The following is a 14,103-nucleotide window of genomic DNA, read 5'->3' as shown; positions in this document are numbered from 1 at the left end:
CGCGAGCCGACAGGGCTCCCGACGGGCGGGTCGACTCCGAGGACCGGTCAGCCGGTCGCGCGAGGTCGGGCGCGTACGACGGCGTCCGCTCCGTCCAGGTGGGTCTTGCTGCGCTCGATCGCCTGCTGTTCGGCGTCGAGGTCGAGGCCCCGGGTGGTGATCCAATAGGCCGTGCCGGAGACGACCAGTCCGACGACGAAGGCGATGTCCGCGCCGTCGAGGGTGTCGACCATGGGGCCGGTGTAGAAGCCGGTGACCATGAACGGCACCAGGGCGGCGACGCCCAGCGCGTAGGAGAGCAGGCCGCGGCTGCCCCAGCGTCCGTAGATGCTGTCGGGGCTGAAGATCTCGGTGATCGCGTAGTGGCCTCGACGCACGAAGTAGTAGTCGATCAGGTTGACCGCGGTCCACGGCGCCAGGACGTAGAGGATCAGGGTGATGAAGTCGTTGAAGCTGCCGAGGTACTTCGACGGCAGGCCCTCGGCCACCGCGAGTGCGAGCGTCGCGCCGGCGAGGATGCCGGTGACGCGGGTGCGCACCGTCAGCGCGACGGGGCGGAAGGCCTGCACGATGCTCAGGCCCGAGAGCATCGCGCCGTAGAGGTTGACGCCCATGATGGCGATCGCGCTGGGCACCAGGACGGCGACGACGGCGGTCTTGCCGAAGCCGTCGAACAGGGTGTCGCCGATGTCCTGAAGGTTGACCAGCGCGTCGGGCACCGGCACGGAGCCGGCGATGAAGTTGCCGAGCACCATGAGCCAGATCGCGGACAGCGCGGCCCCGGCGTACGTCCAGCCGATCACCCCGCGTTCGGAGGTGTCCGCGGGCAGGTATCTGGAGTAGTCGGAGACGTAGACGGCGTACCCGAGTTGGTAGCCGGCCGCGGCGACGAACTGGGCGAGTGCCGCGGCGGGGGTGAAGGCGGAGTCGTGCGGGACGGGGTGCGGCTCCAGGTGCGTCAGCGCCAGCACGGTGAGGACCGCGAACACCGGGACGACCAGGTACGGCAGCAGCCGCAGCACGGCGTGCAGCAGGTCGTAGCCGACGATGGCCACGGTCGCCGCGAGCACGACGATGACGGCCGCCCACAGCGTCCCCGAGCCGGGCAGCACCGATTCGAGCACCTGGGAGGCCAACAGCACGCCGAACGCGCTGAAGCCGATGTACACGCAGATGACCGCGAGCATCGGCACCAACGCGCCCCGGGTGCCGAACTGGGCGCGCGACTGGATCATCTGGGGCAGGCCCATGGTGGGCCCCTGGTTCGCGTGGAACGCCATGAAGCAGGTGCCGAACAGGACGCCGAGTACGGTGGCGGCGATCGACCATCCGATCGACAGTCCCATGACCGGTCCCGCGAAGCCGACCACCATCGTGGTCGGCACGAACTGCCCGGTGAACCAGAACGGCGCCTGGTGCCAGGCACGGCCGTGCCGCTCGGACTGCGGGATGTAGTCGATCGAACGCGTTTCCAACACCGGGCCGCGGGCGGTCCCGGTTGCTGCTGCCTGCCGGCCTGTCACCGCGCCTGACTGGTCAGCCATGTGCCCTCCTTCATGTGGCGCAAAACATACACTTTTCCTGTAGGTTTGTCTGCGCAATGGGTGGTTTTGCGGTGAAGACGTGATGCGGCGCGGTCCCCGATCCCCGCGCCGACGGGTCGCGTACGAACCCGTCGACCTCCCGGCGCCGGCGGGACCCGGGCGGGTCCGGCGGCGCCTGATCGTGCGCATCCGACCGCGAGGGTCGGGTTCCGGTCAGTCGCGCGGTTGCCCGGCACGCTCCGATGCCGTCGTCGGCGGCGTCCGTGGTGTCCGCGTCTCGGATCCCTCCCGGGCGCCGGTGCCCGCCACGAAGTCGGCGAACCCGGCCATCGCGCGGGCGAAGGTCCGCGCGGCCGTGGCCAGGTCCTCGATCTCCACCCACTCGTCGGCGCCGTGCGCCTGCCGGATCGACCCCGGCCCGTAGACGACGGTGGGAATCGCGAGTCGGTTGCGCAGGAAGCGCGCGTCGGAGCCGAGGAACAGCCCGACGAAGCCCCCGTCCTCCCACGCCTCGCCGGGACGGCACCTGTCGACGAAGTCCGCGAAGGGGTGCGGCAGCGGCAGTTCGGACGCCTCGCAGAAGAACGTCGGGACCACGCGGTAGTCGACATCCGGGCAGGCCGCGTCGATCGTGCGGACGATCGAGGCGTACACGTCGTCGGCCGTCTCCCCCGGCAGCGTGCGCCGGTCGATGGTCAGCACGCAGTTCGGCGCGATCACATTGGCGGCGACTCCGCCGCGCACCATCGCCACATTGCACGTCGGGCTGCCCAGCAGCGGATGCGGGACGTCGTGGAACCGGGCCAGATGCAGGGCGGTGGTGACGCGGGCCGCGTCCGCGACCGCCGAGCGTCCCCGCGCCGGGTCGCCACCGTGCCCGGCCGTGCCCGACACCTCGATCCGGGCCTGCCAGGAGCCGCGTTCGGCCACGGCCGGCCGCAGGTCGGTCGGCTCGGGAACGATGCACGCGTCGGCCCGGACCACACCGGCGGCCACGAGTTCCTCCGTCCCGTGCACGCCGCCGGTCTCCTCGTCGGCGACGAGGTGGAAGACGATGTCGGCGCCGAGGTCGATGCCGGCGTCGACGCACGCGCGCAACCCCTCGATCGCCGCGGCGATGCCGCCCTTCATGTCCGCCGCACCGCGCCCGATCAGGCGCCCGTCGCGCACGACACCCTCGAAGGGGGGCACCGTCCAGTCCGACTCGGCCACCGGTACGACGTCCACGTGGCCGTTGATCAGCAGTGTCGGGCGGCCCGGCGCGGCGCGGCCGTAGCCGGCGAGCACCGAGGGCCGCCCGGATCGCGACGTGAACACCTCGGTGGCACAACCGATCGCACCCAGCAGTTCCACCAACGCGGGCACGGCCGCGGACTCCCTGCCGGGCGGGTTCCGGGTGTCGATGCGCACCAGTTCGGCCGCCGTCTCACGCACCCGGTCGACCCGCACGAACGTGTCCACCGCGGGGCGCGGGCGGTTCGCGTCGAACCCCCCGGGCCGGGCCGGCCTCATGACCGCACCTCGACCGTCGGCAGGATCCCGACCCGCTGGAGACCACGCGCAAACTCGGCCAACTGCGGCCGATCGGCCGCGAGTTCCGCGAGCAGCGCGCCGCCGGCCGTGCTCTCGCCGCAGCGCAGCAGGATGACCGCCCGCCACAGGTCCGCCTCGCGGTTGGCGCCCAGGCCGGACGCGGCGCCCGCGAGCGCCTCGACCATCCCCCGGGCATCGGCGTCGGTGATCCGCGACGCGTCGCCGATCACCAGCGGCGGGGCGAACAACGCGGCTCCGATCGCCCGGAAGCCCTCGTGTACGGGCAACAGGCGCCGCAACTCACCCACCGGGTCGGCGTGGTCGTCGACCCGGATGTCGGCGAGCACGTGCCGCCAGGGCCGCTCGCCGCGTACGCCGTTCACCACCTTCAGGACCGCCGACTGCGATCCCCTCGCGTCACCGCCGGCGCGTTCGCCCGCCTGGAGCGCGGACACCAGGCGCCGGGCGTGCGCCGTTCCCGGGTCGTGGTGGGCGGCCGTCAATACGGCGGCGCACACGCCGTCCGAGGCCAGCATGTTTCCGGCGACGGCCACACCTTCGCCGCGTGCGACGCCGGCGTGCGGCGCACACCGGTCACCCGTGAAGCAGGCGTAGCCGCCGCCGGCGTCCATGACGATGGCCTGCCGGTAGTCGGCCAGCGGATCACTCGCGGTCAACGTCGCCAGCACGTCGTCGGGCGCCGCCCCCGCGCGCAACATCGCCAGCCCCTCGTGCGGCCAGTCGGTGTTGGCAAAGGCCTGGCTGACCACCACGCCCACGCCGGCCTCGGCGTCGCCGACCACCGAACCCACGGCGAAGAAGTGCGACTGCGCCGCGAATCCGAGGGAACCGTCGTGTGGATCGAAGCTCACTATCGAATAGGTCATCGGTGTCTCCCATCGCTGGTGTGTGCTGTACCGGCGTGCCGGCCCCGCTGTCGGGGCCGACCACCACCCGATGCCGTACGGCGCGCCGGCCCCGAACCCCGGGGCCGACCACCACCCGATCTCGAAGCGCCGTCGCACCGCTCCCGGCCGCGACGGGCGGGCGCGCCGGGCGCCCGTCGGGCCCTCGAACGCCGGGCGGGCCGAGGGATCCCGCCCGAGTGATTCGTGTCCCGGGGCCGAACCGAAGCCCCCTGAACCGGGTTCCGTACCCGGGTCCGGCCGGCCCGGCCCCGCGACATCTCACCCCGCGGAGCGAACCGCCCGGACACGGGGCAGGAGTTCGCGCGCGAGCAGGTCGACCTGCGCCTCGGCGTCCTGGTCGGGCAGCGGACACAGCGCCACGCAGTGCGCTCCCGCCTCGGCCAGCAGCGCGATCCTGCAGGCGCAGTCATCGGGCGTGCCCACGACCGCCAGTTCGTCGATCCACGCGTCCGGAATCGCCCGCACGGCGTCGTCGAAGTTCAGCGCGGCCAGGGCCTCGGCCGCGTCCGCGATCCCGTGCGCCTCGGTCATCGGGTTGCGTGGTCCGGCCAGCAGGTAGAGGCCGAACAGTTCGCGCAACCGCTCGCGGGCGACGGCGGCATCGGCGTCGACGGAGCACAGGACGTACGCCACCAGGTCGTGCGCGGAACCGGCGCCGCCGCCTGCCACGGCATCGGCCGCCCACTTGACGTATTCCGTTCCCGCGAGCACCGAGAGCACGGTCCCGTCGGCGGACCCGCCCGACATGGCGAGCGCCTTCGGCCCGCCCACACCCGCCAGGATCGGCGGCACCACCGCGGGCGGATGGGCCAGTCGCACCTCCCGGGCCTGGTACGAGGACGCCTCGACGGTCAACGTCTCCCCGGCGAGGAGGGTACGCAGCCCGGCGATCACGTCCCGCACCGAGGACAGCGGCTTCCTCGATCGGATCGCCATCTGGTCCAGCCAGTCCGGCACACCCGCGCCGACGCCGGCCTTGAGCCGCCCCGGGTACAGCCCGGCGAGGGTGGCCAACTCCATGGCCAGGAGCGCGGGATGACGTGAGGTGGTGGGCACGATGCCGATCCCGACCGGGAGTTCGGTGGCGGCCAGGACGGCGCCGGCCGAGGCGATCGCGCCGGTGTAGAAGTAGTCCTCGCCGACCCACAGTTCGTCGAAGCCGCCGCGTTCGGCGGCCTTGGCCGCCGCGACGATCTCGGCCGGACGTTGCGAACTGCCGAGCACGAGTGCGATGCGCGGGGATCCTTGGGCCGTGCGCGCGGAACCGTCGGCGATACCCATGCTCAGACTCCCTTCGGGAGCGGGTTCCACGGGACCCAGCCCAGGCCGCGGCTGTGGGTGGAGTCGTCGAAACCGGGCCGGGTCTCGTCCAGGTCGGGCAGCGCGGTGATGTGGGTGTGCCACATGCGCCACTCGGGTGCGCCCTGCCCGTTGTCGCGGTGGTAGATCTCGGTGGCCCGTCCCACCGTCGCCTCGACCGAGTCCGCGGTCCACTCCCCGCCGTCGAGCATCTCCGCCTCGACGGTGAACTCGCAGGCCAGCCAAGCGGTGTCGCCGCGAACCTCCAGCCGCATGATCCGCGTCGTCAGGCCGCCCGTCTGGGCGATGATCTCGCGGTACCACTTCCACAGCGCGACCTTCTCGGTCATGTTGAAGTACGGGTGTCCGTTGAAGTTGAACATCAGGTACTCGTCGCCCGGGGACGGGAACACCTCGACCATGCGGTCGATGTCCCAGCCGATGTTGGATTCCCACCACTGCGTGTGGAGCCTGCGGATCTCGGCGATGTCCGCTGCGGGCGCCGTGCGCTCGGCGAACGTGGTTTCGGTCATGATCGGCTTCCTGTTCCGGTGGTGGGACGTCGATGGGGGGTGCGGTCGGGCCGCGTTCCCTCGACGAGTGATCCGAGGTAGGCCGCGACCCGGGCGGGGGCGGTGTACATCGGCAGGTGTCCGTGTCCGACGATGACCGCGAGCCGGCCGCCGGTGAGTTCCGCGAACGCGCGGGAGTCCCGGACGGGGCAGCCCACGTCCCGGTCCCCGACGATCGCGAGGGTCGGGCAGCGCAGTCGGGGCGCCGCGCGCAGGCCCGCGGCCACGGCGGCGGCCGTCCAGACGCGCGCCGCCTCCTCGTCGGAGTTGACGCTGATGTCGGCGGCGACGGCGGCGACCAGGGCGGCGTCCATACCGGCCTCACTCGCCAGGATGTCCAGCACCGCCGCCCGGGTGCCCTTGGCGGCGACGGCCGCCAGGAACGCGTGCGAGTCGGCCGGATCGGCCGCGCGGAAGGCGCCGCCGACCGTGGTGACGCTGCGGACCCGATCCGGGTGTGCCGCGGCGAGTTCCACCGCGACGGCCGCGCCGACCGAGGCGCCCACCAGGTGCACGTCCGCGACCTCGGCGGCGTCGAGCAGTTCGACGCACTCGCGCAGCCACCGGTCGACACCGTAGGTGTCGTGGCGCACCGAGGACCCGTGCCCGGACAGGTCGATCGCCAGGCACGTCCACTCGGCCGGCACCGCCGCCAGCACCGCCTGCCAGCATCTGGCCTGGAGGTTGGCCGGGTGGACGAAGAGCACCGTCGGGGAGCCGGCCGCTCCGCCCCGCCGCGACAACGCCGACCCCGAGCCTGCTCCGAAGAAGATGCGATCCACGGATGACATTGGGCTCCCCTCTCCGCTTGGGGCGCCATAGTTACAGTAACAATGTAAGTTTGTCGAGACTCCCGACCCGGGCCGTCCTAGACTCCGAGCATGAGTTGGCGAAGCATTGGCGATGTCGCCGCCGAGGTCGGGGTCAGTCCCCAGACCCTGCGGGCGTGGGAGAAACAAGACCTGCTCGTGCCGGACAGAACGGCCGGCGGGCAACGCCGCTACGGCCCCGAGCACGTGAGCCGGGCGCGCCGGATCGCCGACCTGCGGCAGCGACACGGCTGGAACCCCGCGGCGATTCGCACCTCGCTGAGCAGCCCCGACAGCCCGGCTCCCACAAACGAGGCCGCCGACGGCGGTCGGCTCCGACGCGCGCGCCTGGCGAGTGGCCTCTCGCTCAAGGAACTCGCGGCGATGACGGACACGTCGGTGTCCCACCTGTCCTCGATCGAACGCAGCGTCGAACGGGCCTCGACCCAGTTGATCGCGCGCATCACCGACGCGCTCGGCGTTCCCATGAGCAGCCTCGCGTCCTTCACCAAGACGAACGCGAGCGTCGTACGCGCCGACGAGCGGGCCACCGTGGTCCTCGAGGGCGGCGTCCAGTGGGAGGAACTCCTCCTCCCCGGCCACGATCTCGAACCGGCCCTGCTGTCCATTCCGCCGCGCGGCTCCAGCGGCGGCCCCTACTCCCGGCCCGGGGAGACCTTCGCCTTCCTGATGTCCGGGTCCCTGCGCTTCCGGGTGGGAGGCGGGCTCGGCGACCACGCGCAGGTCGCGGAGCCGATAGACGTCGCCGAGGGCGACTCGGTCTCCTTCCCGTCCCGGACCCTGATCTCCTGGGAGAACGTCGGCCGCAAGACGGTGCGCGCGATCTGGATCGAGGTGCTCTCCCCCAAGGCCTGGTCGGACCCGATGACCAAGCGCATCATTCGCGCGGCGTCCGGGTTCACCGCACCGGACACCCCCGCCGCGCCCGACCCCGCCCCCGGCGAACCGTCCTAGCGAGCGGGGACGTCCGGGATCCGGAGGCGGGCGCGGCCACCGCCTCGGCCGTCATCCGGGCCACCGCCCCGGGCGCGGCAACCGCCCCCGGCAACCGCCTCGGCCGTCATCCCGGGCACCGCCACCGCCACCGCCCCCGGCGACGGCGGTGCGCGCCGGGAGGCACCACGACGTCAGCCGCCGAGCAGCCGCCGCTTGGCCCGGGCGAACTCCTCGTCGGTCAGGGCGCCGTGGCGGTGCAGCACGACCAGACGTTCGATCCGGTCGAGCAGCAGCGGCTCCTCCTGCGGCCGGCCGGGCGTTCCCGCCCGGTCGAGGGCCCGCTCCGCACTCGCGGCGGCGGCGACGGCGTCGCGCAGCCGTGCGGCGAAGGTCGCGACCTCGGCGACGTTCTCCCAAGCGTGGTCACCACCGACGGCGGTGACCTTGACGATGTTCCCGGTGAGCCGGGACCGGCCCACCTCGACCTCGGCGATGCCCGCCAACGGCACCGCCACCGTGGGTCTGCCCTCCTTGGTGTAGACCAGCCGGCGCGTGGTGAGCACCAGGGTTCCGTTGGTCCACTCCTGACGGGCCCGCGCGGAGGTCACCAGCAGCGGGACCTCGCCGGGCACGGCGGTCTCGGCGATGTCGCGCGTCATGGAGTTCGCGCCGCCGAGCCGGTCGAGCGCGATATCTGCGAGGTCTCCCCAGTCCATCTTTCCAGCACCTCATTGTTCATCGAATTCCGTTACTGACAAGAGACGTTCGCGACCGTTCCCCGAGCCCGGCCGCCACCCCGGGACGGACCCGCGCGGCACCCGGTCGCGCAGGGATCGGTTCGTGCCGGCCACGGGCCCCGGACGCGTGGACGGCGCGGCCGGGGCACGAGTCGCCCGGTCCGAGGAGCGGGTCGCCGGGTCGGAGAAAGCGCGTCGCCGAGTCCGAGGCGGCACGGCCGAGGCGGCGCCGCGCGTGCGACACGCCGCGTCTAATCGGTACGCAGCGCCGTGAGCACGTCGAGCCTCGCGGCGCGCCGGGCGGGCCAGGCCGCCGCGAGCACGCCCACGATCGCGGCCAGGACCAGGAAAATCAGCACCCGGTCCCACGGAACGACCACCGTGAGGTCCTTGGTGGAGCGGGCCATGCCCTTGACGCCGCCCACCCCGGCGATCAGCCCGAGCACGACGCCCAGCAGGCCACCGAAGACCGAGATGATCAGGGACTCCAGCCGGATCACCCGTCGCGTGCGCCGCCGGTCGAGCCCGATGGCCCGCATCATGCCGATCTCGCGGGTGCGTTCGAACACCGACATGGCCAGCGTGTTGACCACGCCGAGCACCGCGATGACGATCGCCATCGACAACAACCCGTAGACGATGTCGAGCATGACGTCGAAGAGCTTGTTGAAGTCCTTGCGCACCTCCTTCGCCGTCTGCACATTGACCGCCGGGCTGTTGCCGACCGCTTTGCGCAACGCGTCCCGCATGCCGTCCTTGGACCGCGGCGCGACCTTGGCGAGCACGAAGTCGTCGCCGACGACGTCCACATGTGGGGTCAGCGTCTGCAGCGACACGGTCAGGGCACCGAGCAGCGGTGCCTCGTCGTAGATTCCACCGATGGCCAATCGGGCGCGCTCGCCGTCCGGGAAGGTGACGGAAACCGAGGTTCCCACCCGCCACTTGCGCTCGTCGGCGGTCTGCTTCGAGACCAACAACCCGCTGGACAACGACTGCGGGCCGCCCTGGGTGAACGTGGTCGCAAGCACCGAGAACGCGCTCGCCGGGTCGACCGCGGTGATCCCGTGTTCCTTGCCGTCGACGGTCGCCCGCGCCTCGCGGACCGGACTGACGGCGGTCACCCCCGGCACCTTGGCGACCGCGGCGGCGATCTCCGGCGCCAGACTCTGCCCGTCCGCCGACGAACTGAGCACGAACTCGGCGGTGATGCCCTTCGAGAGGGTGCGGTCGACCAGGTGCTTGAGCGAGGTACCGAAGATCGTCAGCGAGGTGACCAGCACCATGCCGATCATCAGCGCGGACGCGGTGGCGGCGGTGCGGCGCGGGTTGCGGGCCGCGTTCTGATACGCGAGCCGGCCCTCCACCGGGTGGATCCGCCGCAGCAGCGCGCCGAACACGCGCACCGCGGGCGCGGCGAGCAGGGGCGTGAGCACGATGACGCCGATCAGGACGATGCCCGCGCCGCCCATCACGGTGAACACCTTGGCGTTGCCGGTCGCCGAGCCCTTGATGCCGGCGAGCAGGACGGCGCCGCCGAGTACGAGGGTCAGCGCGCCCGCGATGTTGCGCCGGCGCAGGCTCGACGTACTGGGCGGCAGGTTTGTGCGCAACGCCGCGACGGGCGGGATCTTGGCGGCCCGACGCACCGGCAGCCACGCGGCGACCAGCGTGACGCCGATGCCGACGAGCAGGCTCCACAGCGCGGTCGTGCCGGCGACGACGGTCGGACCGGGCGTGAGGTTGGCCCCGACACCGTTGAGGACGTCGCGCAGGCCGATCGCGAGCCCGATGCCGATCACGAACCCGCCGAGTCCGGCGACCACGCCCACCGCGAGGGCCTCGAACATCACCGAGCGGGTCACCTGCCTGCGGGTGGCACCGATGGCGCGCAACAGCGCGAGTTCGCGGGTGCGTTGCGCAACGAGCATCGCGAAGGTGTTGGCGATGATGAAGCTGCCGACGAACAGTGCGATGCCGGCGAACACCAGGAGCAGCGTGCGCAGCGACGCGATCTCCTTGTTCACCCTGTTCCGGTCGTCCTGACGCAGCTTGTCACCGGTCAGTGCCTCGGCACCGCCGGGAAGCAACGGGGCCGCCGCCGCGCGCAGTTGCTCCTGAGAGGTGCCCGGTCGTGCGTTCAGGCGCAGTTCGCCGTAGACGCCGGGTTCCAGGTAGAGCTCCTGCGCGGTGGCGGTGTCCAGGAGGGTGAGCGTGCCGCCGGCCTCGACCGCGGCGCTGTCGGTGGTGAAGACGCCGACCACGGTCTGATCCAGCACGGGTCCGCGCGCTACGATCCGGATCCGGTCGCCGACCTTGTACCCGGCGGCCTCGGCGGTCCGCTCGTCGAGCGCCGCCTCGCCCGCCTTGACGGGCAGGCGTCCGGTGATCAGCGGGTATCTGGGGTCCTTGCCGTCCGGACCGGGCACCGCGTTGGCGCCGATCGCGCTCGTCTTCTTGCGGACGAGCGCGCCGGCGCGGTCGACCACGGCGGTGAAGCCGGTGACGTGACCGGTGACCGAGGCGGTGCCGGGCAGCGCACGGAGCCTGGCCGCGAGCGACTCGTCCAGGGGCGGGATCTGGAGGTGGTCGACGGCGTGCTTGGTGCCGCGGACGTCGACCGATATGCCGCGGTGTTCGCGCAGCGCGGCGTCCGTCATGGCCTGCTTGAGCGTGTCGCCGAAGACCAGGACGGCCGACACGAACGCGACGCCGAAGACGACGGCGAGCGCGGTGAGGGCGAGGCGCACCTTGTAGGCGACGAGGTTGCGCAGGGAAGTGCGAAGCACGGTCGCGTCCTTCAGAGGGGGAGGGCGGAGACGGCGGGCACGGCTTCGTCCGGTTTCCGGTTGAACCGGCGCATGCGCTCCAGCACCCGGTCGGAGGTGGGCTGGGCCATGTCGTCGACGATGCGGCCGTCGGCCAGGAACAGCACCCGGTCGGCGTACGACGCGGCGACCGCGTCGTGGGTGACCATCACGATGGTCCGACCGGATTCGGTGACCGACGCGCGCAGGAAGTTCAGCACCTCGGTGCCCGAGTGCGAGTCGAGGTTGCCGGTGGGCTCGTCCGCGAAGATGATCTCGGGTCGTCCGGCCAGGGCGCGGGCGCACGCGACGCGTTGTTGTTGACCGCCGGACAGTTGCGCGGGCCGGTGGTCGAGGCGGTGGCCCAGTCCCACGGTCTCCACGACCTTGTCGAGCCACGCGGGGTCGGCCCGCCGTCCGGCGATGTCCAGCGGCAGGGTGATGTTCTCCAGTGCGGTCAGCGTCGGGAGCAGGTTGAACGCCTGGAAGATGAAACCGAGCCTGTCGCGCCGCAGGTGGGTGAGGCCGGTGTCGTCGAGCGAGGCCAGTTCGACGTCGCCCAGCCGGACCGAGCCCGAGGAGATCCTGTCCAGGCCCGCCATGCAGTGCATGAGCGTCGACTTGCCGGAGCCGGAGGGGCCCATGATCGCGGTGAACTCGCCGGCGTGAAAGCCCACGGACACGTCGTCGAGGGCCCTGACCTCGGTCTCTCCCTCGCCGTAGACCTTCATCAGGTTCGTGGCCACGGCGGCGTACGGCGCACGGCCGGCGGACGGTGGACGTGGTCCGGCGGCGGTGCGGCTGTGGCGGGGTGTGCTCATGGGCTTCTCCATCGGTACAGCCCGCGCCTCGTTCGAGGCGCGGGCAGGCCCGCCCCGAGGGGCGAACAGAATAATAGATCGACGAGTCGGTCTAATTTAACGAGACGGTCGGACGCCGACGTCAACCATGCGGGGTAGGAGCGCATCAGCCCCAGGGTGGACGGGACACCGTCGCGTCGTACGTCGCGTCGTACACCGCAAGATGCGCCGGATCACCCGGCCAGGACCCGCGCGTGCAGCTTCTCGACCGCCTGCCGCGCCGACACCATCGAACCGTGCTGCCAGCCCAACATGTTGCTCAGCCAGTCGCCGGCGAAGAAGACCCTCCCGCTCGGATCGGTGAGCGGACGAAAGCGCGGGGTGTTGACGGCGCCGTTGTTCTGCGTATCGGCCGCCTGCCAGCCGCCCTCGACGAACGGCTCCAGCCCCCACATGACGGAGAGCGAACTCGCCAGCTCCGTACGCGCCTTCGGACCGTGCACGCGCACGTTGCGGTGCACCGCCTCGGCCGACCTCCGGGCCGGCGGCAGTCCCTGCACCGTGGTCTCCGCCCGCTCGAAGTAGGCGACCATCACCCCGCGTTCGCGATGGTGGTCGTACGACGGGTACCACAGCGACCCGTCCGCACCGTAGGAGGTGAGGCCGCCGTAGATCGCGAAGTCGTCCTCCCACCACCGACTGCGGTACTCCAGCCCGATCTTGCCGGGGAACTCCGCCATGAAGCCGCCCAGCAGGGCGGTCACCTCGGCCGGCAGCCCGGCGATGCGCGCGGCCACCAGCGGCGGCGTGGTCACGATGCAGTAGTCGACATCGAGCACGCCGCTCGCCACCCCGCGATACGTCAGCCGGATCCCACGCGGGCCGTCGGTGATCGCGGTGACCTCGACCCCGCATCGAATGCGCCCACGACCGATCCGCTCCGCCAGGGCCTCGACGATGCGGTCCATGCCGCCGACCGGTTGGAGCAGGGTCGACGCCATGTCGAAGTTCGCGTCGAGGTACCAGTGCCGCAACAACTGTTCCGAGAAGACGCGGTCGAGCGAACCCCGCCGGGGCAACGGCGTGCCGGGCGAGCCCGCGCCGCCGGGGTTCACCGCGAACCCGCGCCGCCGCGGGTCCTCGCGGTACGCGAGGTCGTCGCCGAGATCGCCCATCGCCTTCAGGAACCCCAACAGGCGTTCCTTGTCGGCCGCGGTCAACTGCCGGTCCAGGCCCCCCTGGTCGGTCACCTTGGCCAGCAACTCGGCGACCACGCCGTACGCGTCCGCCTGCGCGGTCTGAAAACGCGGCCGGCCCGGCCCGTTCGGGTCGAACACGAAGGTGTTCGTGTTCGATATCGAGAACACCTCCAGGGGAACCCCCAATTCACGGCAGTAGTCGGTGCTGACCGACCACTGCGGGAGCATCGCGGGTCCGGCGTTGAAGTACTGACCCGGCGCGAAACGTGCGTGCTGGGTCACGCCCTTGAGGTCGGTCAGGGTGTCGCCGCCACGCACCGTGAGACTGCGCCCGCCGATCCGCGGGCGCGCGTCGAGCACGGTCACGTCGTAGCCGGCCTTGTCCAACTCGTACGCGGCAGTCAGACCGGCCACACCGGCGCCGACCACCGCGACGCGCCCCGCGCCGCGTCCGGTGAGCCCGAAGTCGGACGCGCGCGGCGCGCGAAACGGCGGCGTCGCGGCGCTCGCCGAACTCGGGACGAGGCCGAGCGCGCCCATCGCGCTCAGCGCCGCTCCGGCACCACCCACGGCACCCACCCGTTGTAGGAATCCTCGGCGGCTGGTCGCCCAACCGGGTCGTGAAGAGTCGGTCATGTGCGTGTCCCCTCTTGAAGACGTGGGATATCGGACGGGTCGGCGATTGATTGATCGACCCGTCGGTCTATTATTAACGCAGTCCCAGGGTCGGCGCGCGGAGCACGACTCGGATCCCGCACATCAGGTCGGGTCGTCGCGTCGCCGTCGGGTCGTTGTGCCGCGGCGGGTGGCATGTCGCAGAACCGTCGCGGGGGGGGGGGGGGGGGGGGGGGGGGGGGGGGGGGGGGGGGGGGGGGGGGGGGGGGGGGGGGGGGGGGGGGGGGGGGGGGGGGGGGGGGGGG

General features: G+C 72.0%; 11 protein-coding genes. 1 reads left to right on the top strand and 10 read right to left on the bottom strand.

The annotated features are described in order from the left end of the window. Window positions 1-47: 47 nt before the first annotated feature. From ACZ4FV_RS44450 to ACZ4FV_RS44425, 6 genes are all read right to left on the bottom strand, one after another. Complete coding sequence (locus ACZ4FV_RS44450) at window positions 48-1,544, bottom strand: purine-cytosine permease family protein (RefSeq protein WP_395865018.1); 1,497 nt, start codon at window positions 1,542-1,544, stop codon at window positions 48-50. A gap of 213 nt (window positions 1,545-1,757) precedes the next feature. Next, window positions 1,758-3,056, bottom strand: a complete 1,299-nt coding sequence (locus ACZ4FV_RS44445; RefSeq protein ID WP_402237197.1) for a M20 family metallopeptidase — start codon at window positions 3,054-3,056, stop codon at window positions 1,758-1,760. Continuing rightward, window positions 3,053-3,964, bottom strand: a complete 912-nt coding sequence (locus ACZ4FV_RS44440) for a DUF1028 domain-containing protein (RefSeq protein WP_402237194.1) — start codon at window positions 3,962-3,964, stop codon at window positions 3,053-3,055. Before ACZ4FV_RS44440 ends, ACZ4FV_RS44445 begins: the two co-directional genes overlap by 4 nt. 300 nt (window positions 3,965-4,264) lie before the next feature. Beyond that, window positions 4,265-5,287, bottom strand: a complete 1,023-nt coding sequence (locus ACZ4FV_RS44435; protein ID WP_465326560.1) for an LLM class flavin-dependent oxidoreductase — start codon at window positions 5,285-5,287, stop codon at window positions 4,265-4,267. A gap of 2 nt (window positions 5,288-5,289) precedes the next feature. Beyond that, a complete protein-coding gene (locus ACZ4FV_RS44430) occupies window positions 5,290-5,838 on the bottom strand; it encodes a YybH family protein (RefSeq protein WP_465326558.1) in 549 nt (182 codons plus the stop codon). Continuing rightward, a complete protein-coding gene (locus ACZ4FV_RS44425) occupies window positions 5,835-6,668 on the bottom strand; it encodes an alpha/beta fold hydrolase (RefSeq protein ID WP_395865026.1) in 834 nt (277 codons plus the stop codon). Before ACZ4FV_RS44425 ends, ACZ4FV_RS44430 begins: the two co-directional genes overlap by 4 nt. A gap of 90 nt (window positions 6,669-6,758) precedes the next feature. On the opposite strand from ACZ4FV_RS44425, the gene ACZ4FV_RS44420 reads away from it, so the two are divergent. Continuing rightward, window positions 6,759-7,661, top strand: a complete 903-nt coding sequence (locus ACZ4FV_RS44420) for a MerR family transcriptional regulator (RefSeq protein WP_395865029.1) — start codon at window positions 6,759-6,761, stop codon at window positions 7,659-7,661. A 173-nt stretch (window positions 7,662-7,834) separates the two neighbouring features. Here the strand turns inward: ACZ4FV_RS44420 and ACZ4FV_RS44415 are convergent, their stop codons facing one another. From ACZ4FV_RS44415 to ACZ4FV_RS44400, 4 genes are all read right to left on the bottom strand, one after another. Next, the gene (locus ACZ4FV_RS44415) at window positions 7,835-8,359 is read right to left on the bottom strand and encodes an SHOCT domain-containing protein (protein ID WP_402237186.1); all 525 of its coding nucleotides are present in this window, start codon (window positions 8,357-8,359) and stop codon (window positions 7,835-7,837) included. Between the two features lie 272 nt (window positions 8,360-8,631). Further along, window positions 8,632-11,166 (bottom strand): ABC transporter permease, encoded by a 2,535-nt coding sequence (locus tag ACZ4FV_RS44410; protein ID WP_395865032.1) that lies wholly within the window; start codon window positions 11,164-11,166, stop codon window positions 8,632-8,634. Between the two features lie 11 nt (window positions 11,167-11,177). Continuing rightward, window positions 11,178-12,005 carry an ABC transporter ATP-binding protein gene (locus tag ACZ4FV_RS44405; protein WP_395865033.1) on the bottom strand — a complete coding sequence of 276 codons (828 nt, stop codon included), beginning with the start codon at window positions 12,003-12,005 and terminating at the stop codon, window positions 11,178-11,180. Window positions 12,006-12,217: 212 nt separating this feature from the next. Beyond that, window positions 12,218-13,819 carry a flavin monoamine oxidase family protein gene (locus ACZ4FV_RS44400; RefSeq protein ID WP_465326554.1) on the bottom strand — a complete coding sequence of 534 codons (1,602 nt, stop codon included), beginning with the start codon at window positions 13,817-13,819 and terminating at the stop codon, window positions 12,218-12,220. Window positions 13,820-14,103: the final 284 nt, after the last annotated feature.

This window comes from Embleya sp. NPDC025285, assembly GCF_055558835.1.
Note: the sequence above shows the minus strand (reverse complement) of the source record. Positions and strands in the feature narration are given on the sequence as shown.